The 19,829-nt window shown below is 55.2% G+C and carries 16 protein-coding genes; 6 read left to right on the top strand and 10 right to left on the bottom strand.

The window, feature by feature from the left end; all coding sequences use genetic code 11:
• Positions 1–60 precede the first annotated feature (60 nt).
• Positions 61–987 (top strand): alpha/beta hydrolase, encoded by a 927-nt coding sequence (locus tag OGX81_RS20490; protein ID WP_104868634.1) that lies wholly within the window; start codon positions 61–63, stop codon positions 985–987.
• Between the two features lie 39 nt (positions 988–1,026).
• On the opposite strand, the gene aldA is transcribed toward OGX81_RS20490, so the two are convergent.
• The gene (gene aldA, locus OGX81_RS20485) at positions 1,027–2,466 is read right to left on the bottom strand and encodes an aldehyde dehydrogenase (protein ID WP_104868633.1); all 1,440 of its coding nucleotides are present in this window, start codon (positions 2,464–2,466) and stop codon (positions 1,027–1,029) included.
• 204 nt (positions 2,467–2,670) lie between these two features.
• Positions 2,671–3,471, bottom strand: a complete 801-nt coding sequence (locus OGX81_RS20480; protein ID WP_104868632.1) for a YdcF family protein — start codon at positions 3,469–3,471, stop codon at positions 2,671–2,673.
• Positions 3,472–3,741: 270 nt separating this feature from the next.
• Here OGX81_RS20480 and OGX81_RS20475 point away from each other — a divergent pair, with 270 nt between their 5' ends.
• The 3 genes from OGX81_RS20475 to OGX81_RS20465 are packed head-to-tail and all read left to right on the top strand — an operon-like array spanning position 3,742 to position 7,891.
• Complete coding sequence (locus OGX81_RS20475; RefSeq protein ID WP_373561833.1) at positions 3,742–5,394, top strand: MFS transporter; 1,653 nt, start codon at positions 3,742–3,744, stop codon at positions 5,392–5,394.
• Positions 5,395–5,435: 41 nt separating this feature from the next.
• Entirely contained in the window at positions 5,436–6,518 is a 1,083-nt protein-coding gene (locus OGX81_RS20470) for an HlyD family secretion protein (protein ID WP_104868631.1), read from the top strand.
• Positions 6,515–7,891, top strand: a complete 1,377-nt coding sequence (locus OGX81_RS20465; RefSeq protein ID WP_104868630.1) for an efflux transporter outer membrane subunit — start codon at positions 6,515–6,517, stop codon at positions 7,889–7,891. The genes OGX81_RS20470 and OGX81_RS20465 overlap by 4 nt, the downstream gene beginning before the upstream one ends.
• Before the next feature lie 2 nt (positions 7,892–7,893).
• On the opposite strand, the gene OGX81_RS20460 is transcribed toward OGX81_RS20465, so the two are convergent.
• Positions 7,894–8,529 (bottom strand): LysE family translocator, encoded by a 636-nt coding sequence (locus OGX81_RS20460; protein WP_104869131.1) that lies wholly within the window; start codon positions 8,527–8,529, stop codon positions 7,894–7,896.
• Between the two features lie 128 nt (positions 8,530–8,657).
• Between OGX81_RS20460 and OGX81_RS20455 the strand changes: the two genes are divergently transcribed.
• Positions 8,658–9,563: a LysR family transcriptional regulator gene (locus OGX81_RS20455; protein ID WP_104868629.1), complete on the top strand. Its 906-nt coding sequence runs from the start codon at positions 8,658–8,660 to the stop codon at positions 9,561–9,563.
• An 8-nt stretch (positions 9,564–9,571) separates the two neighbouring features.
• Here the strand turns inward: OGX81_RS20455 and hrpA are convergent, their stop codons facing one another.
• On the bottom strand, positions 9,572–13,474 hold the full coding sequence (gene hrpA / locus OGX81_RS20450) for an ATP-dependent RNA helicase HrpA (RefSeq protein ID WP_047463604.1): 3,903 nt from the start codon (positions 13,472–13,474) through the stop codon (positions 9,572–9,574).
• A gap of 201 nt (positions 13,475–13,675) precedes the next feature.
• Between hrpA and azoR the strand changes: the two genes are divergently transcribed.
• The gene (gene azoR, locus OGX81_RS20445) at positions 13,676–14,281 is read left to right on the top strand and encodes an FMN-dependent NADH-azoreductase (protein WP_049011899.1); all 606 of its coding nucleotides are present in this window, start codon (positions 13,676–13,678) and stop codon (positions 14,279–14,281) included.
• Between the two features lie 72 nt (positions 14,282–14,353).
• On the opposite strand, the gene OGX81_RS20440 is transcribed toward azoR, so the two are convergent.
• The 6 genes from OGX81_RS20440 to OGX81_RS20415 form a co-directional block, all read right to left on the bottom strand.
• Positions 14,354–15,223: an aldo/keto reductase family oxidoreductase gene (locus OGX81_RS20440; protein ID WP_012132313.1), complete on the bottom strand. Its 870-nt coding sequence runs from the start codon at positions 15,221–15,223 to the stop codon at positions 14,354–14,356.
• Between the two features lie 117 nt (positions 15,224–15,340).
• On the bottom strand, positions 15,341–15,664 hold the full coding sequence (locus OGX81_RS20435) for a YdbL family probable chaperone protein (RefSeq protein WP_024130313.1): 324 nt from the start codon (positions 15,662–15,664) through the stop codon (positions 15,341–15,343).
• Between the two features lie 7 nt (positions 15,665–15,671).
• Positions 15,672–15,854, bottom strand: coding sequence for a YnbE family lipoprotein (locus tag OGX81_RS20430; protein ID WP_012132311.1), 183 nt, complete (start codon positions 15,852–15,854; stop codon positions 15,672–15,674).
• Complete coding sequence (locus OGX81_RS20425; RefSeq protein ID WP_104868628.1) at positions 15,851–18,490, bottom strand: YdbH family protein; 2,640 nt, start codon at positions 18,488–18,490, stop codon at positions 15,851–15,853. The genes OGX81_RS20430 and OGX81_RS20425 overlap by 4 nt, the downstream gene beginning before the upstream one ends.
• A 344-nt stretch (positions 18,491–18,834) precedes the next feature.
• Positions 18,835–19,278 carry a DUF417 family protein gene (locus OGX81_RS20420; protein ID WP_012132309.1) on the bottom strand — a complete coding sequence of 148 codons (444 nt, stop codon included), beginning with the start codon at positions 19,276–19,278 and terminating at the stop codon, positions 18,835–18,837.
• Between the two features lie 47 nt (positions 19,279–19,325).
• Entirely contained in the window at positions 19,326–19,787 is a 462-nt protein-coding gene (locus OGX81_RS20415) for a helix-turn-helix transcriptional regulator (protein WP_104868627.1), read from the bottom strand.
• Between the last annotated feature and the right edge of the window lie 42 nt (positions 19,788–19,829).

The raw sequence follows: 19,829 nt of genomic DNA, 5'->3' as shown, positions 1-19,829 counted from the left end.
TCCGATTTTCAATGGATTAACTGTGTTATAGATAACGTTTATCACTGAGTGAGCACAGTCATGGACGTATTCAGCCGCGAAACCTTAGAAGAAATGATGGCGCAAGCCGTCTCCCGCTCAGCCACATTTACCCTCTGGCCTGATGGCGAAGCCCCCGGAGCGAAAAACAGCGATGCTGTTTTTACGCCAGAACCGCGGCATACCGGTACATCCATCTTCGATCGCGCCGTCACGGGCGTCCGATCTCCTGAAATCACCGTTTACGCGCCAGATAAACCCAACGGCGTGGGGCTTCTCGTGACGCCAGGCGGTTCCTACCGGCGCGTCGTGCTGGACAAAGAAGGCAGCGCGCTGGCACCCTTTTTTAATGCGCGTGGTTATACCCTGTTCGTGATGACCTACCGGATGCCCGGAGATGGCCATGATGAGGGGGCAAACGCGCCGCTGGCGGATGTGCAGCGCGCGATGCGCTATCTTCGCGCCAATGCGCAAGCGTGGAAGATCGACCCGGAACGCATCGGAGTGCTGGGTTTTTCTGCCGGTGCGCATGTCGCCGCCAGTCTGGGAACGCGCTTTGCTGAACCCGCCTGTCCCCCCATCGACAGCCTGGATGAAATCAACGCCCGCCCTGCTTTTATGGCGCTGGTCTATCCGGTCATCACCATGCGTGACGACATTCATCATCCCGGCTCACGCCTTGAGCTGATGGGTGCGGAACCTGACGATGAACAGATTCGCCACTACTCGCTTGAGGAACGCGTGGATGCCGATACGCCGCCCACATTTCTGCTGCATGCCATCAACGATCCGGCGGTAAAGGTGGAAAACAGCCTGGTATTTTTTAACGCGCTGCGCCGTTCTGGCGTAGCGGTGGAAATGCATCTGTTTGAGCGAGGAAAACACGGGTTTGGCATTCGTGATACGCAGGGATTGCCGGTCGCGGTCTGGCCGGAACTGATGATGAACTGGATTGCGACCAAAGTGTGACCGCCATTAGCAGGCCGGGGAAAACCCCGGCCTGCTACATCAGGACTGCAAATAGACCACCTGCGTTTGCAGATACTCGTTCAGACCGTGTTTGCCATCCGCCCCGCCAATACCTGACTTGCGCCAGCCAGCATGGAATCCCTGCATCGCCTCAAAGTTTTCGCGATTGATGTAGGTCTCGCCGAATTTCAGCCCGCCGATCGCCTTCATCGCAACATTCAGGTTTTGCGTATATACAGACGATGTCAGACCGTAATCGCTGTCGTTCGCCATCTCCAGCGCCTCTTCCAGCGTATTAAACGCCACAACCGGCAGCACGGGGCCAAATGTCTCCTCATGCATGATGGTCATCTCCTGGCGAACGTCCAGCAGCAGCGTCGGTGGATAATAATAACCTTTGCCCTCCACGGCCTTGCCGCCCAACGCCACGCGAGCGCCCTCCTGTACGGCGCGCGCCACTTTCTGCTCTACCCGCTCCAGCGCGGCAGCGTTAATCAGCGGCCCCATTGCGATGTCATCACGCTGTGCCGGATCGCCAAACTGAACCGCTTTCATCGCCTCGCCCAGACGATTCACAAAGCGATCGTAAATCCCTTTTTGCACATAAACGCGCTCAGCACAGTTACAGACCTGCCCGGTGTTGATCACTCTGGAATCCACAATCGCTTTCACGGCCAGTTCAAGATCCGCATCGTCCATCACGATTGCCGGGGCTTTCCCGCCCAGTTCCAGGCAAACTTTAGTGATGTTTTTCGCTGCCGCCGCCATAATTTTCTCGCCGGCGACCACGCTGCCGGTCATGCTTACCATCGCGACTTTCGGGTTCCCCGCCAGCTCCTGCCCAACTGTTTCACCGCGTCCCAGCACCAGGTTGAATACGCCTTTCGGTAAGCCGATGTCATGCACGATCTGCGCGAAAGCAATGGCATTGTTTGGCGTAAATTCGCTGGGTTTAATGACGATGGTATTCCCGGTCAACAACGCCGGAGCGAGCTTACGGGCAATCAAAAAGAACGGAAAGTTCCACGGCAGAATCCCGGTGGTGACGCCCAGCGCGCGTTTAAAGACCAGAATATTTTCTCCGGGGCGGTCGCTTTGCAGGATCTCGCCTTCATAACGGCGCGCCCACTCGGCCATATATTCGATGTAGTCAGCGGTGAACGCGACTTCCACCTGCGCCAGCTGCTGGATTTTTCCGCCTTCCGCGACAATCAGCGCACTGATCTCTTCTGCCCGCTCACGAATCCCTGCCGCGATCTTTCTCAGCCACCCCGCGCGTTCAATCGCAGGCAGCGCCTCCCATTCCGGCTGAGCGCGCGCAGCGGCGTCAATGGCCTGACGCGCCTCTTGCGCGCCGCCATCAGGAATACGGGAGAGCAGTTCTTCGGTGGCAGGATTCACCACATCAATCCATGCGTCTCCCTGCCAGCTAACAAATTGACCATTGATATACATCGGGTGTTGTACGGGTGCGGACATGCGCTGCTCCTGTAATTGAATTGTTTTTAACAAGTAAAATCATTGTTAAGTAATAACAATCACATGTTCTCAGAGCCGTCTGCGGTGCTGGTTTTGTGACGTGCTTCATAAAAGCAGCCAGGAAGGTTCTGTCAGAGGGGCGATATCGGGGAGAGAGTTTGCCCGTTTGAGCGTAAATTTCCGCAAACGGGCAAGAAAGTAACATTAACGCAACGAACGACTGTTCATGGTCTCAATCAGGTCAGCGTCATTTTGCAGCGTCTGCCACGCCGCCTCAACGTCAGCGGGAATATCAACGTGCACAATAAAGTCGCGGCCACGCGGCCCGTAGCCGGTTTCATCATCCCGTAAACGCGGAAGCTCTCCCGCAATCAGGGAGAGATAGCGATCCACGGACCACAACCCCTTCTGTTCTCCGGCAAAATCCACGCCGTCATCGTGCTGGCACAGCGTCGGGACAATACCCGGATAGCTCAACCAGCGGGGCGAATCGGGATCGTCGCAGGTGACGCGGCGGAACGTCGCCATCGTCCGGCGTTGCATTGTCGGGTCCTGTACGATAATGGCGGTGTTAATGGGCGCCGATACCTGACCAATCAGGGCGCAGCTGAACTGCGCGTTCTCACCGCAGTTTGTTGACTTGTCTTCTGGCCAAATGTTCTCCGTCGGGATCTGCCAGAACTGATGAGCGATATCCGCGAGGATTTTGGCTTCCGTACGCCCGGTGGTGCGTATGGTGTTGTAGCTCGGGTGCCCGGCGATGGCGGCATAGAGAAACGTGGTGGAATGGCCGATACCGCCGCTGATCAACAGCGGGATCTGCTGCGCTTTCGCTATGTTGCAGGCGGCGTCTATCACCGGGATGACGGCATTCCCCGCCAGCACAACGCAGTCAGCCTGATACGGCGCGTCACCAGAGAAGTCATTTTGGGCCAGCCAATGCCCCAGCGTGTTCGCTGCTTCCAGCGTTGCACTGGATAATGCCGGAAACGGTCTCATTCTCATGGTTCTTCCTCCTGTGTTCCTTGCAGAGTACCGGAGTGGCTTCTGGTGAGTACCAGATCACTCCGAAAGACGATCCGCTGATTATCCTGTGGTGCGAGGGTGAGATAAAGCGTTGATGTCAAACAACGTTCAATGAGCGAAAATCCCGGCTTAACGGCAATGAATATTTGATTTACCGGGCGTTTTCATATTCACTTGAATTATGGTTTACGTCAGACGTAGAATCATTAGCCCGCTAACCATTAAAATAATACAAAGGTATACGACGTTATGCGCCTGCCCCAACGCGATCCTTATGCTCCTCGCGAGTGGCAGCCTCACGAAAAGCCCGCGCTGTTAGGCTCACCTTCGACTCCCATTCACAGCACGCCGAAACGCATCGCCTACGGCGTGGTCGGCCTGCTGGTGTGTCTGACCGGCGCACTCGGGAACGCGGTCGTGACCGCGAATCTGCAAAATTTACAGGGCACCTTTGCCGCCTGGTCGACGGAGATCGCCTGGCTGCCTGCCGTTTATGTCATGACCAATGTCTCAATTAACCTGCTGCTGGTGAAATTTCGCCAGCAGTTTGGTCTGCGGGCATTTACCGAAGGTTTTCTGGTGCTGTATGTGCTGGTCACCTTCTTTCACCTCTTCGTCAACGATCTGAGTTCCGCGCTAATGGTACGCGCGGCGCACGGTATGGTCGCCGCCGCGCTCAGTTCGCTGGGTATTTATTATCAGATACAGGCCTGGCCTGCGAAACACCGTCTGAAAGCGTTAACGATCGGTATTACCGGGTCGTCGCTGGCTATTCCCCTCGCCCGGTTGTTCTCTACCGAACTGCTACAACTGGATGAGTGGCGCGGCCTGTACTTCTTTGAGCTGGGACTGGCGCTGGTTTCGCTGGGCTGCGTCATCGCCTTAAAACTGCCTCCCGGCGACAGACGTAAGGTTTTTGAAAAGAAAGACTTTATTACTTTTATTCTGCTCGCGCCCGGCATGGCGCTGGTCTGTGCCGTGCTGTCGCTGGGGCGACTGGACTGGTGGTTTGAAGCGCCCTGGATTGGCTGGTCTCTGGCGCTGGCGACGGTACTCATCATCAGCGCAATTGTGTTCGAGCATAACCGCAGCAATCCGCTGTTGAATACGCGCTGGCTCTCCAGCGGCAGTATTCTCCGCCTGGGGCTGATTATGCTGTTGATCCGCATTGTGCTGGCGGAGCAAAACACCGGCGTAATTGGCTGGCTGCAATACGCTGGCTTACAGAATGAGCAAATGACGCATCTGGCCTGGTCAATTTTCGCTGGCATTGTGTGCGGCATCATCACCAGTTGCCTGACGATTAAACCGACGAGACTGGCCTGGCCCGTGATTACGTCGCTGGCATTGATGATCATCGCCTCGCTGCTCGACAGCCACTCCACAAACCTGACGCGCCCCGACCAGTTAATGGTCAGCCAATTCTTACTCGGCTTTGGCAGCGCGTTCTTCCTTGCCCCGGCAATGCTGGCGGGTATCGGCGGCGTCATCGCCGATCCGCGCAATCTGGTCAGTTTTTCCGTCTTATTTGGGATGAGTCAGAACATCGGCGGTCTGCTGGGCTCCGCCATTCTCGGCACGTTCCAGACCTGGCGTGAAAAATATCACTCCAGCCTGCTGGCCGATCAGCTCACCACGCTAAATCCGCTGGTGAATGAGCGTCTACAGATGTACAGCCAGATGTACAAAAGCCTGATTGGCGACAGCGCATTGCTGAACACCCAGGCGATCGCCCAGCTACAAACCGTTACGTCGCTTGAGGCAAATATCCTCGCCTATAACGATACTTATTTACTGACGGCCAGCATTGCCGCCGCTACGCTAATCTGGATTTTATGGCGCTTGCTGCGACTGCGTATTACCGCCCGGATGGCGCTGAAAAAAGCCACCGGAACCAAGTAACAGATGAAAATTATGTTTATCGCTTTACCTCAGGAGCCGCTATGAGTCAGCAGGATGCCGCCAAAGAGCAGGCAAATACCCGAAACAATCTCCGTGTGGTGTCAATTTTTGCCGCTGCCGCCATTGGCCTCGTCGGGGTTCTGGTGATCCTCTACGCCTGGCAATTACCGCCGTTTACCCGCCATACGCAATTTACGGATAACGCCTATGTGCGTGGGCAAACCACCTTTATTAGCCCGCAGGTGAATGGATATATCACGCAGGTGAATGTGCAGGACTTTGTGCAGGTGAAAAAAGGCGAACTGCTGATGCAGATCGACGACCGTATTTATCGCCAGCGTGTCCATCAGGGCGAAGCGCAGTTGGCCATGAAAATCGCCGCGTTAAATAACAACCTGCAACAGCGTAAAAGCGCCGAAGCCGTGATTGCGCGCAATGAAGCGGTACTGAAGAACGCCAAAGCGCAAAGTCTGAAAACCCAGGCAGATTTGAAACGCGTGAAAGATCTCACCGCCGACGGTTCGCTGTCGATTCGTGAACGCGATGCGGCGCTGGCCAGCGCCGCGCAAGGCAGCGCGGATATCGACCAGGCGAAAGCCACGCTGGAGATGTCACGACAGGATTTACAAACAGTGATCGTCAACCGGGGAGCGCTGGAAGCCGACGTTGAGAATGCCCGCGCAGCGTTAGAGCTGGCGCAGATCGATCTGCAAAATACCCGCATTGTCGCGCCGCGCGACGGCCAGCTTGGGCAGATTGCCGTCCGCCTCGGCGCGTATGTCACCGCCGGAACGCACCTCACCACGCTGGTGCCGCCGCAGCACTGGGTTATCGCCAATATTAAAGAGACGCAACTGGCGGAGCTGCGCGTGGGTCAGCCGGTACGGTTTACTGTCGATGCGCTGAATGATCGGGCTTATGAAGGCCGGGTGGAGAGCATTTCTCCGGCAACCGGCGTGGAGTTCAGCGCCATTACGCCGGATAACGCGACCGGCAACTTTGTCAAAATCGCCCAGCGCATTCCGGTTCGGGTGGAGGTACTGGGTAAACCGGAGGAGATTGCGCGATTGCGTCCGGGCATGTCGGTGCAGGTACATATCGATACCCGGGAGGCGAAACAATGACGCGCCGTCCCGTTGCCGCTTTGCTGTTCGCCCTGCTGCTCAGTGGCTGTCAGTCGGTTGATGTGGCACCCGCAAAACCGTCTTTGCAAATCCCCGCCGCCTGGCGAACCGCCACCGGCCCCGCCAGCGCAACAGAACAGGTATGGTGGAGAAATTTTCACGACAGTCATCTGAATCGTTATGTCGATCAGGCTCTGCAAAATAACAGTGACGTGCTGATTGCCCGCGAACGGGTAAATGAATACCAGGCCAGGGTCTATGCCGCCGAAGGCAGCCTGTTCCCCTCGCTGGATGCGGGCGTTAGCGGAGCGCGGGCGCGAACGCAGTCTGCGGCAACCGGACTTCCGATCTACAGTACGTTGTATAAGGGCAGCCTGACGGCAAGCTACGATGTCGATATCTGGGGCGTTAATCGCAGCACCGCCAGTGCGGCGCAGGCCTCGCTGGCGGCGCAAAAAGCGGCGGCCGCCGCCGCCGATCTGACCGTTGCCTCGTCCGTTGCGTCCGGTTATGTCACGCTGCTGGCGCTGGATGAGCAGCTCAACGTGACAAAATCGACGCTGAAATCGCGTGAAGAAGCCTGGAATCTGGCAAAACGGCAATATGAAACAGGCTACAGCTCGCGCCTGGAATTGATGCAGTCGGATTCTGAGCTTCGCTCTACGCGCGCGCAAATTCCCCTGCTTGAGCACCAAATCGCACAACAGGAAAACGCGCTGAGTCTTCTGCTGGGCAGCAACCCGACGCGCCTGGCCCGTAGCGACCGTTTTGATGCGCTGACGCCCTTAACGTTGCCGTCACAGTTGCCCTCTTCGTTGCTCAACCGCCGTCCTGATGTTGTGCAGGCCGAGAGACAGCTTATTGCGGCTGATGCGACGCTTGCCGCCTCTCGCGCCAGCCTGCTGCCGTCGATCAACCTGACGGCGACCGGATCGGTGCAGGATCGCACTCTCCCCGGTCTGCTTGACGACCCGCTCCGCTTATGGAGTATCGGCGGCAGCATTCTCGCCCCTCTGCTTAACCGTCAGGCATTGAATGCGCAGGTTGATATTTCCCAGTCCCAGCGTAATCAGGCGCTGTACAGTTATGAAAAAACCGTGCGTAACGCCTTCAGAGAGGTAAACGATAGCCTCGACGCCATCACCCGCTATCAGGAACAACTCAGTGAATTACAGGCGCAGCAGGATGTGGCGCAGGAAACATTGCGCATCGCCCAGAATCGCTATCGCAATGGCTATTCGTCTTATCTGGATGTACTGGACGCCCAGCGCACGCTGTTCTCAGTGCAAACCAATGTGGTGCAGGTGAAAAACAATCTGCTGCTGGCGCAGATTGATCTCTACAAAGCGCTGGGCGGCGGCTGGTCAGTCTGACGTCATCCGTACGGCAAGTGGTGAATGATTTCGCGGACGTTATAGACCAGGCCAGACAGCGATACCACCAGCAAAAACAGCGATGACGCCAGCCCAATACGCCTGCTGTGATGCGGTGACAACCAGTTATTGATGAGCAGGATGTACAGCGATAAAACAGCAAAATCAAAAATGATCCACACCACCGTCAGCGTCATAATGCTGGCGGCGAAGTTCTGCGTCACCGCAATAAACTGAGGGAAGAAAGCGACAAAGAAAAGGATGTCTTTCGGATTTGAAATGCCGGTAATAAATCCCCGGATCACCCCGCCGTCGTCCGCAGCGACCGTGTTTTCTTGCGCATTTGCCTGTGGATTCCCCGCCCGCAGGCTGATTAACGCGCCGTAGCCGATATACAACGACCCTGCGATCCCCAGCAAAGACAGAAACAAACCGGAGATCGACACCACTCCAGCCAGCATCAGCGCCGCCAGGATAATCAGCACCAGAGAGGCGCTGTTCGTTCCGATCACCGTCGCAAAGGCTTTACGCGCGCCGTGCCGGGCCGCCGTTCCAGTTACCAGCGCAACCACCGGGCCGGGCGTGACCAGCAACAGTAAAACCGATAAACTATACGCACTCAGCAATGTCAGATTAATCAACGCCTTTTCTCCTTCATAACGCACACAGGCCCGGAAACTCCCGGCATTATTCAGCGGGCGATGACGTTTGAAAAACGAATAAAACTGCTATTTAATGTGAGTAAAACTCACAATAGCGTATCGCCATGACTCTGCCGCCACTGTATGCCCTGCGCGCTTTTGAAGCCGCCGCCCGCCTCGGATCATTCAGCAAAGCCGCTGACGCGCTGAACGTCACTCCGGGTGCGGTCAGCAGACATATCCGTACCCTGGAGACAACGTTTGACTGCTCGCTGTTTCACCGCAACGGCCCGCAGGTTGAGGTAACGGAAGCGGGACGCGCGCTGGCGGAGCAGCTGGCCACAGGCTTTTGGACGCTGGAAAACGCCTGCTCCGCGTTTCGCAACCAGCAGCACGGTCTGCGCTTAAAGGCGCCCTCAACCCTGACAATGGGCTGGTTGCTGGACGTGCTGAACAGCGTACATCAGCAGGAGCCCTCGCTTAACGTGGAGCTTTCCAGCGTCTGGATGGACACCGATACGGTGGATTTCAATCGCGAACCCTTTCACTGCGCCATCCTGTTAGGCAACGGTCATTTTGGTCCCGGCACGCAAAGCAGGCTGCTTTTTAAAGAGTGGCTGATCCCGATATGCGCCCCCGCGCTGCTTGAACAGGTACGAGAAAACATTGCCGACTGCGAGCTTATTCACCCTTCGCCAGACCGGCGCGACTGGACGCGATGGCTGGCGCGCAGCGGTAAATTTAACGGGCTGAATACCCGCCGGGGAAAAGTGTTCGACACGCTGGAACAGGGAAATCAGGCGGCGATAAGGGGGCATGGCGTCTCCGTGGGCGATCTGCTGCTCAGTCTGGAGGCGGTAAAAAGCGGTCTGCTCACCCTTCCGTTCAATGAAGCGGTGGCAACCGGAGAAGGCTACTATCTGGTCTGGCCGCAAGATACGGCATTCGAAAAAGACATTGCGCTGCTTTATGACAGGCTAAAGCGCGCCGCCCCGCAGGAGATACCCGAAGGTATCTCCTGCCTGAGCTGAGCATGGAGCTACAGGCTGATTTGCTCCATCGCCTGTAAAATGCGCTTATCGGAGATCGGGTACGGCGTGCCGAGCTGTTGTGCAAAGTAGCTGACGCGCAGCTCCTCAATCATCCAGCGGATTTCTTTGACGTCGTCGTCATCACGGCGGGCTGGCGGCAGCTTATTAATCCACTGCTGCCAGGCCTGCTGCACGCTTTCGATTTTCAGCATCTGCGCCCTGTCACGGTGCGGGTCAACCGCCAGTTTCTCCAGCCGTTTTTCAATCGCCTGCAAATAGCGCAGCGTATCGCCGAGGCGCTTAAAGCCGTTGCCGGTGACAAAACCGCGATACACCAGCCCGCCCATTTGCGCTTTGATATCAGACAGCCCCAGCGCCATCGTCATATCCACGCGTCCTTTCAGACGTTTGTTGATCGTGAACACGGCGGTCAGGATCTGCTCGACCTGCTTCGCGATATCGACAACGGTGTCGTTCAGCTCAGCGCGCACCTTCTCATGCAGCGCGGCAAAAGCCTCTTCCGTCCATACCGGGCCGCCATTGGCGTCGATCAGCTTATCCACGCCGCAGGAGATGCAGTCGTCAATCAACTCCAGCACTTTGCCATACGGGTTAAAGTACAGACCGAGCTTGGCTTTGTTCGGCAGTTTTTCGTGCAGATACTTAATCGGCGACGGAATATTCAGCAGCAGCAAGCGGCGTAAACCGCACCACATTGCCTGTTGCTGCTCCAGCGGATTGTCGAACAGCCTGATGGCGACGCTATCACGCTCATCTACCAGCGCAGGCCACGCCTTCACTTTGTAATTGCCGCGTTTCTGCTCATAGCTTTCCGGCAGCTGACCGAAACTCCAGATGTGCAGCCCACTCTGCTCGATGCCGTCATCTGCCACCGCCGAGAGTGTTTCCTGGACTTTCCCTTTCAGCGCCTCTTTCAGCCCCTGCAAAGCGCGCCCTTCCTGCAACTTCTTGTTTTTGTCATCCACCACGCGGAAGGTGATCTTCAGATGATCGGGCACCTGATCCCAGTGCCAGTCTTCGCGATCTACCGTCACGCCGGTCATCCGCCGCAATTCACGCTCCAGCGCATCCAGCAACGGTAGCTCCAGCGGCGTTACGCGACCTAAAAACGCTTCGGCATAGTTCGGCGCCGGAACAAAGTTCCGCCGTACCGGTTTCGGCAGCGATTTAATCAGCGCAATCACCAGCTCTCGGCGCAGACCTGGAATTTGCCATTCAAACCCGGACTCTTCCACCTGGTTTAACAACGGAAGCGGGATATGGACAGTGACGCCGTCGGCGTCGGCGCCCGGTTCAAACTGATAGCTCAGCCGCAGCTTAAGATTTCCCTGGTGCCAGAAGTTCGGGTAATCCAGCTTGCTGATTTTTTCCGCGCCCTCTTTGATGAGCATACTCTTTTCAAAGTTGAGCAGATCCGGCGTTTCACGGCTGACTTTTTTCCACCAGTTGTCGAAGTGGCGCGCGGAGATCACGTCATGACTGATGCGCTGGTCGTAGAACTCAAACAGCGTCTCATCATCGACCAGAATGTCGCGGCGACGCGATTTGTGCTCCAGCTCTTCCACTTCCGCACGCAGTTTCAGGTTGTCGCGGAAGAAGGCGTGGCGCGTCTGCCAGTCGCCCTCTACCAGCGCATGACGAATAAACAACTCGCGACACAGCGCCGGGTCGATCTGGCTGTAATTCACCTTACGCGCGGCCACTATCGGCAGACCGTACACGGTCACTTTCTCCGTCGCCATCACCGCGCCCTGCGCCCGTTCCCAGTGCGGTTCGCTGTAAGAACGCTTAATCAGATGCTGGGCAACCGGTTCCACCCACTCGGGATCGATGCGCGCCGCAATGCGCCCCCACAGGCGGCTGGTTTCCACCAGTTCTGCGACCATCGCCCACTTCGGCGGCTTCTTGAACAAACCGGAACCTGGGAAGATGGAGAAACGGGCGTTGCGCGCGCCGGTATACTCCTGCTTGTCGGCATCTTTCATCCCGATATGCGACAGCAGCCCGGTCAGCAGCGCGATATGCACTTCACGGTATTGCGCCGGTTCGCTGTTTACCGGAATACCCAGCTCTTTCACCACCTGGCGCAATTGGGTGTAGATATCCTGCCATTCGCGCACGCGCAGATAGTTCAGGTAATCAGTGCGACACAAGCGGCGGAACTGGTTCGACGACAGCGCTTTCTGCTGCTCGCCGAGGTAATTCCACAGATTCACAAAGGCGAGGAAGTCAGACTCTTTATCGTGGAAACGACGGTGCTTCTCATCGGACGCCTGCTGTTTATCCATCGGGCGCTCACGCGGGTCCTGAATAGACAGCGCGGAGGTGATGATCATCGCCTCACGCACGCAGCCGTGTTTCTGCGCTTCCAGCACCATCCGCGCCAGACGCGGGTCTACCGGCAGCTGCGACAACTGGCGTCCTGAAGGCGTCAGTTTATAAGCCGTTTGCTGCTCATCGGTCGTAATCGCCCCAAGCTCTTCCAGCAGACGCACGCCGTCCTGAATGTTGCGTTTATCCGGCGCTTCAACAAACGGGAATGCGGCGATATCGCCCAGCCCCAGCGCCGTCATTTGCAAAATAACCGAAGCCAGGTTGGTACGCAGAATCTCCGGGTCGGTAAATTCCGGGCGCGACAGGAAGTCATCTTCCGAATACAGACGGATGCAGATCCCTTCCGACACACGGCCACAGCGGCCTTTACGCTGGTTAGCGGAAGCCTGTGAAACCGGTTCAATCGGCAGCCGCTGCACTTTGGTACGGTAGCTGTAGCGACTGATGCGCGCAGTGCCGGGATCGATAACGTACTTAATGCCCGGTACGGTCAGCGAGGTTTCCGCCACGTTAGTCGCCAGCACGATGCGACGTCCGCTGTGCGACTGGAACACGCGGTTCTGCTCGCTGTTAGAGAGGCGTGCATACAGCGGCAATACTTCGGTATGGCGCAAATTGAGTTTATTGAGCGCATCGGCGGTATCACGAATTTCGCGTTCGCCGCTCATAAAGATCAGGATATCGCCGGGACTTTCACGCCCCAGTTCATCCACCGCGTCAAAAATCGCCTGAAGCTGATCGCGCTCGGTATCGTCCGCTTCTTCGACAATCGGACGATAGCGCACTTCAACCGGGTACGTTCTGCCGGAAACTTCAATGATCGGCGCATTGTTAAAATGACGCGAGAAGCGCTCCGGGTCGATGGTCGCGGAGGTGATGATGATTTTCAGATCCGGGCGACGCGGCAACAGCTCTTTCAGGTAGCCAAGCAGAAAATCGATATTCAGGCTGCGCTCGTGCGCTTCATCAATGATGATGGTGTCGTACTGCATCAGCAGCCTGTCCTGCTGGATTTCCGCCAGCAGGATACCGTCCGTCATCAGCTTAACCATCGTGTTGTCGCTGACGTGATCGCTGAAACGGACTTTATAACCGATGCAGCCGCCCGGTTCCGTTTGCAACTCTTCGGCAATACGGTTGGCAACGGTACGCGCCGCCAGACGACGCGGCTGCGTATGGCCGATCAGCCCTTTAATACCGCGCCCCAGCTCCATACAAATTTTCGGCAGCTGCGTGGTTTTACCCGAGCCGGTCTCCCCCGCCACAATCACCACCTGGTGGTCGCGAACGGCCTCCAGGATGGCCTGTTTTTTCTGGCTGACAGGCAGATTTTCTGGATACGTTATTTCCGGTCTGGCGGCTTCGCGCAGCACAATTTTACCTGCTGCCTGTTCAATCTCTTTCGCCATCTCCAGGAGAATGGCCTGTTGTGCATCAGGTTTTTTAACCTTCTTCACGCCATGCAGGCGGCGGGCAAAGCGCTGCCTGTCACGCAGCATCAGCGTATCCAGCTGTTGCTGAAGTGCGGCGAAGGTGATTTTCTGTTGTTCTGTCATAGCATTAGAGGGCAGTGCTCTGCCGGGTAAAATCTCTTTTTAATGATTGGTATAGAGTACCACATCGGCGCTTTTCGTGTGTTGTTCAATAATTTCGAACATAGGATTCGATATATTGCGCTATCTCTGCGACAGGATTGTGAATAGAGTGTCAACAAGCAACGGGGCTCACCCCATTCAAACACATAAAAGGAAACACCCATGAGCAAAGTATTAGTTCTTAAATCCAGTATTCTGGCAGGGTACTCTCAGTCTGGTCAGTTGTCTGATTATTTTGTTGAACAGTGGCGCGAAAAGCATCCTGCGGATGCGATCACCGTGCGCGACCTGGCCGCGAATCCTGTTCCGGTACTGGATGGCGAACTGGTGGGTGCCCTGCGCCCGAGCGACGCTCCGCTGACTCCGCGTCAACAGGACGCGCTGTCGCTGTCCGACGAGCTGATCGCGGAACTGCAAGCGCACGATGTGATCGTCATTGCGGCGCCGATGTACAACTTCAACATCCCGACTCAGTTGAAAAACTATTTTGACCTGGTTGCCCGCGCGGGCGTCACCTTCCGTTACACCGAGAAAGGGCCGGAAGGTCTGGTGACTGGTAAACGTGCGGTGATTCTCTCCAGCCGTGGTGGTATCCACAAAGATACGCCGACTGACCTGATCGCGCCGTACCTGAAAGTCTTCCTGGGCTTTATTGGTATCACCGACGTGAACTTCGTGTTTGCTGAAGGGATTGCTTACGGCCCGGAAGTTGCGGCCAAAGCGCAGTCTGATGCCAAAGCGGCGATTGACAGCGTTGTTGCTGCATAAGATTTTTCATCGCTAATTTGCCTCATCCGGCCTGCAAGGGGTGTCATCCTCCCGCAGGCCGGATAACCTCCATCAGGCATTCATGCCATTCAGCACCGCAAGAACCTCATCCGAAAGTTGCAAATCCCCTGCCGCCATATTTTCACGCAAATGCGTCACTGACGACGTTCCCGGAATTAACAGGATATTGGCTGAACGTTGCAGCAACCATGCCAGCGCTACCTGCATTGGCGTCGCATTCAGGCTGGCGGCAACGTCGGAGAGCGTTGATGACTGCAACGGCGTAAACCCGCCCAGCGGGAAGAACGGCACATAAGCGATACCCTCGCCCGCCAGCGCGTCAATGAGTGCGTCATCCTGGCGATGGGCAATGTTGTACTCATTCTGCACGCAAACAATTTCGGCAATCTTCCTCGCCTCAGCCACCTGTTTCGCAGTGACATTGCTCAGACCGATATGCTTCACCAGCCCCTGCTGCTGAAGTTCTGCCAGCACGCTAAAACTCTCTTCGATAGATCCTTCATGCGGGCCATGACCGTCGCCGAACATAACGCGCAGGTTGACCACATCCAGCACATCAAGTCCGAGATTACGCAGATTATCGTGAACCGCCTGCTTCAGTTCCGCAGGCGAGAAAGCGGGCAACCACGACGCATCTTCCCCGCGACGGGCGCCAATTTTGGTAACGATCGCCAGATCGTCAGGATACGGATGCAGCGCTTCTCGAATGATTTGGTTCGTAACATGCGGGCCGTAAAAATCGCTGGTATCAATGTGATTCACACCCAGCGAAATCGCCTCCCGAAGCACCGTCAGCGCGACGTGACGATCTCTCGGCGGGCCAAATACACCAGGTCCTGCCAGTTGCATTGCCCCATAGCCCAGCCGTTTTACCTGCCGGGAACCGAGAGAAAACGTCGCTGAATTACCGTGACTTGCCATAACTGCCCCTCTTGCTGAATATCGCTTCAGAGCAGACAGTATAGAAACTTACCCTGCAAATTATCGCGCTTTATCATACAAAACAGAAAATACGCAGAAGCTACGCACTGTTGCCAGTTACTTTTTCAGCCACTTACCGTTAATGCCCTGCACATACTCACCCGGTTTTGCACGGTCGACCAGCTTTTGTCCGGCCATTTTCGCCACCTCATCCACCGGAATCTGATGGCTTTTCGCCAGCTGTTGATAACTGGCGCTACGCTCTTTATTAATCTCGCTGACGAGCGAGCGCGTTTCTGGATCGGTTGCCAGCGCCACCAGATAACCATTAAGCGTTTCCCCCACTCGCCCTTGCGTTCTCGCTTCGCTCAGGGTCAACGCGATGGCGTTGCAGCTCAATAAACTCAGGATAAGAACGGTCGCTCTAAGCTGTTTTTTCATCATGACCTCAGAACAAATCACTGCGTGACTTCAATAAACTTTCCACGTCCTTATCAACCTTGATATGAATTTCATGCTCAATTTTGACGTTCATATTGATGGTGATCGGTTCCTTCGGCGCTGCAACTTCAATACGCGGCGTACAGCCAGCCAGTAAGAAGAGCGCCAGCATGGCAATCATCGTTTTCATTGTTGTTCCTCACATTCCTTGCCTTCCGGGCAACGGGTTTCCGGCAACGCGGTGTTTTGTTCAAGCCATGCCTGTAAGTTGTCGCCAAAACGCAAACTGCGCCAGAGCGTAAAGACATTTTCTTCATGGGTATAGTTCAGGTTAACCGTGCCGACTTTACCGTCCACATGGCTTTTACCCGTGACCGTCGCCTGCATGGTCAGCACACCCAGATTGTCCAGATTAATTTTCGTCCACGAACGGGCAATCTCCATATAGCGTAACCAGTTGATTGCCGCGCCTGCCGCCATATTGTCTTTGACGACCGCATCGGCGGTATCTTTATCGATACGCAGCGTCATCGGGCCTGGATTGGTTAACCAGCCGTCTTTAATGATCCATTTTTCATTGCTCAGCCACAGCGGAAGCGCGCCGCTAACCGGGCCGGACATCGCAAATTGTTTGGGATTCACCGCGCTGATCAGTTCGCTGGAAGAGACATTTTGCACCCGCAGCAGTGCCGGATCGTGCTGTGGCATACGCAGCTGTTTCATGATGATTTTGCCGCCCAGCACATCCACGCTCACGTCACTCAGCAATAAAGGATTCTCTTCGCTCCACGGATAACTTCCCTGGAGATCGGCCGTGATATTTTTCGCGGTGACCTGGTTTACCACCTCTGCGATGCGTAATGACACCGGCCCGCGCGTTCCCAGTTGCCAGGCGCCCTGACTGAAACGGAACGGCAACACAAAATCGACGCCGTTGATTTGGTTGTCCGGCATCCAGGCGCTACCGCCTTTCAGTACGCCGTGTCCACCCGCTTCGAACCCCTGATCCTCTGCGGCGGAAAAAGCCACCTGCGCGTACAGTTCGCCTGCGCGCAAATTCATTTTCCAGTCAGGAGGCAGCAAGGGCTGGAAGACCGTAACCGACTGTTTTGGCCACCAGGCCTGCCCGCGTAAACGAATGCCGTCCCAGCGCCCATTTACCCGCACTGGCCCAATCGCCCCGGCGTGCAGGTCGCCTTTGAACTGGAATACCGTTGGGTCCGTTCCTTCAACGCTGAATTTGAGCGTTGACGGCGGTAAGACGCTGCCGCCGGTGAACACGGTATTGCCCGCATCCAGCGATAACGCGCCGCTGAAGGTCGGGTTCCCGGCATCACGAACCCACACGATCGGTTTATCCAGCACCAGGCGCGGAGACGCCACCGTCATCGTGCCGTATTGCAGTTGATCGAACCCGGTGGACAGGTCGGTAAGCGTGATGGTGTTATCGTGCCATTCTCCTTTCCCGGCGACATCCCAACTGGCGTTCATCGGGGTGAAGCTGCCCTCGCCCCAGTAGCGCCACTGCCAGCGCCCCGCATCGGGAAGAAAATCATTCGCCAGCCCATCAAGATGCAGGACAAAGTCGCCCATCTTATTTTCGTGCGCGCGTAAAATTGCCTGTAATCGGCCATCAACTCCGCGTTGGGTAACTTTTACGCCAGCCAGCGGCCAGCGAATTTCGTCAATATCCAGAGAGTCAATCACCCGGCCACGAGAACGCAACAGCGCGCCGGGTTCAAAGGTCAGTTGTGGATCGGCCAGACTGCCGGTGAGCTGTGTCGGCAGTACTGCATAAAAAATCAGATCGTCCTGTTTCGCTTCACCGGTTAAACGCAAGGGCATGTCGCTGTTATCCATACTCAGCTTGCCTGGCCCAATCGTCAGCACCGCATTGCCTTTACCCGCATCGCCTTGCGTCAGAACATTCAACCGGCCACTTATCACCGCATTTTCAAGACCTGCCTGCCAGTTATCAATGTTGATCCCCAGACGTCCGCTCAGCGGAAAGCCCTGATACGGCCAGTTCCAGCGTCCATCGCTGATGGCAAGTTGCTGGCGAGTAACCTGCCAGGGGAGATCGAGCAGCGGCTCCGGGTTACCGCGCGCCATGACGATCAGCTGTCCGGCGTTGTCCCGCCACTCCAGTTCCGCATCCACCAGCGACGGTTCCTGCGGCAGGCTCAGCGTTGCGACGGCGTGTCCGTTCACCGGCAGCCCGTCCGGCACCAGAGGCAGCGTAAATTCCCCTTCCAGTTTTACAGGGGGCTGATTTTCGAAGGCGCTCACCTCCAGTTGGCTGACGGTGAAGTTTTGCCCGTGTAGCTGCCCCTGAAAGTTGACCTTCTCGCCCTGATAACGAATCTGTTGGAGGGCTGGCGTCAGCGAAAGCGACAATTTCCCCTGCCATTCCTGCCAGGGAGAAAGAATAAGCCGGTCGATATTAACCCAGGTATCAGGCAGCATAGACTGCCATTCTGCGAGCGTGCGCGGCGCCGCGGGCGATGGTTCAGATTCAGGAAGTTTTGCCAGACAGGCGGAGTCCAGTTCAAGCGTACCGATATTCAGCTGCCAGCGGCTGGGATGGGTGAGTTCCGTGCCGCTCATGCGCGCTAACGGGCAGTCCTCCACCAGATAACGCAGCTCCGGGATATGCAGGCCGTGGCGCGTAAGTTTCGGGCTTTCATCCAGCGCGATACGCGTACCAACCGGTAACCAGATGCCCGCCAGCGTAGGAAGCCACAGGCCAAGCGTCATGAGCAGCGTTAACGGTATAAGGATCAATAATAAAAGTAGCGCGAGAACGGCTTTGTATTTACCCTTCATGGGTAGTTAATATCCTGATTTAGCAAAAATTAAGCCGGTAAGGCCCGTATTGTGGCATGTTTGGGCGCTCAGTTGAAGGCGTCGCCCTCACTAAGGATAGATGTTCTGCCGCGACCCAACAATTTTGAGGCCGTCTTAGAAATGATAAAGTTGATGATATAACAGAGCGTTAGTATCCGTTCTTTCTGCCATCTCACCGTGATGGCGCACATCCGCAGTCAGGCAAACATTTTGTACTGAATTAACTCAGCCTCCTGATTTATTACGGAAAACAGAGGCGCAGAGGACTGACCATTTGCAGATCCTCTGCCTGGGCTCACATTCCTGCCATCCTGTAGCAGCGTTTATACCCGGTATGTTCCATTCCTGAATGCCAGATACCGGGTAAGGTCATATTTCAGCAAAACTGCGCCAGCACCAATCAAGAGAACATCCTTGATAATGAAGCTGTCAATTTTCCCCAGTTGTGGCAGCAGGCTCAGAGTCGTTACTCCTGTAGTGATAACAATGAGATCGCCAGATATGCCAACACCAGGTCGGGCGAAGCCAATGATCAACGCAAGAAATGTAATGGTTTCCATAACGCCAAGGAAATAACTTCCCCCGTGGACACCAAAAATCAAATACAGAATATTGAGCCATGTTGATGAAATCAGAGGCTCCAGGGCCATAACTTCAAAATCAAACCATTTATAAGTACCAAACAACATAAATACACCGATAACGCTCAGGCGAAGAATGACGATATCGTAATCTGAGCGAATAAATCGATTAATGAAATTCTTCATTCATATTCTCCGGGAAGATAATAATGAGATGCCAGTCAGATTTTATCTCAAATGAGAAATATCAGTTCAAAAAAAGCATTCCGATCAATGCCGTTACTTTTAAATGGCAGGTGCATTCCATTTTTTAAGCCGATTTTTTTCTTGATATTGTAAATATGCGAATATACTGTTTTCTTACTTCGACCTCTCACCCTGGCGATTTGCTCTACACTAAAGTGTTTATAGTATAAAAGGAAAGCGATAATTCTTTCATTATATGTTAATGATTTACCTTGATCATTCAAACAAGATCCATGCTTCATATTGCAAGGCTCTGACTTGCAGGCAAGGTAAAAATCATACCCGTAGAAAAGTATGCTCATGAGTCCGGCGAACTCATTATCACAGATAATAAAATACGTTTCTCTTTCGCTGTTAAAATGTTCAACACCAAGTGCCTCACACGAGTTGAATAATACTTCAGCGCCTTGCTGAAAATAAAAATCATGCGTCGCGATGATAACTTTCATTATTGCTCCATGAGCAGAAAGTAAAATACCCCCTGCTGTAAG

The organism is Citrobacter sp. CK206 (genome assembly GCF_030333125.1).
Classification (GTDB): domain Bacteria; phylum Pseudomonadota; class Gammaproteobacteria; order Enterobacterales; family Enterobacteriaceae; genus Citrobacter_B; species Citrobacter_B koseri.
This window is presented reverse-complemented; position numbering and strand designations above follow the sequence as displayed.

Bases quoted from the DNA above. Each gene is read 5' to 3' on its own strand.
- OGX81_RS20490 (WP_104868634.1), top strand. From the start codon at position 61: ATGGACGTATTCAGCCGCGAAACCTTAGAAGAAATGATGGCGCAAGCC.
- OGX81_RS20455 (WP_104868629.1), top strand. From the start codon at position 8,658: ATGACTCTGCCGCCACTGTATGCCCTGCGCGCTTTTGAAGCCGCCGCC.
- azoR (WP_049011899.1), top strand. From the start codon at position 13,676: ATGAGCAAAGTATTAGTTCTTAAATCCAGTATTCTGGCAGGGTACTCT.
- aldA (WP_104868633.1), bottom strand. From the start codon at position 2,466: ATGTCCGCACCCGTACAACACCCGATGTATATCAATGGTCAATTTGTT.
- OGX81_RS20425 (WP_104868628.1), bottom strand. From the start codon at position 18,490: ATGAAGGGTAAATACAAAGCCGTTCTCGCGCTACTTTTATTATTGATC.
- OGX81_RS20420 (WP_012132309.1), bottom strand. From the start codon at position 19,278: ATGAAGAATTTCATTAATCGATTTATTCGCTCAGATTACGATATCGTC.
- OGX81_RS20430 (WP_012132311.1), bottom strand. From the start codon at position 15,854: ATGAAAACGATGATTGCCATGCTGGCGCTCTTCTTACTGGCTGGCTGT.
- OGX81_RS20415 (WP_104868627.1), bottom strand. From the start codon at position 19,787: ATGAAAGTTATCATCGCGACGCATGATTTTTATTTTCAGCAAGGCGCT.
- OGX81_RS20440 (WP_012132313.1), bottom strand. From the start codon at position 15,223: ATGGCAAGTCACGGTAATTCAGCGACGTTTTCTCTCGGTTCCCGGCAG.
- hrpA (WP_047463604.1), bottom strand. From the start codon at position 13,474: ATGACAGAACAACAGAAAATCACCTTCGCCGCACTTCAGCAACAGCTG.
- OGX81_RS20475 (WP_373561833.1), top strand. From the start codon at position 3,742: ATGCGCCTGCCCCAACGCGATCCTTATGCTCCTCGCGAGTGGCAGCCT.
- OGX81_RS20465 (WP_104868630.1), top strand. From the start codon at position 6,515: ATGACGCGCCGTCCCGTTGCCGCTTTGCTGTTCGCCCTGCTGCTCAGT.
- OGX81_RS20470 (WP_104868631.1), top strand. From the start codon at position 5,436: ATGAGTCAGCAGGATGCCGCCAAAGAGCAGGCAAATACCCGAAACAAT.
- OGX81_RS20435 (WP_024130313.1), bottom strand. From the start codon at position 15,664: ATGAAAAAACAGCTTAGAGCGACCGTTCTTATCCTGAGTTTATTGAGC.
- OGX81_RS20480 (WP_104868632.1), bottom strand. From the start codon at position 3,471: ATGAGAATGAGACCGTTTCCGGCATTATCCAGTGCAACGCTGGAAGCA.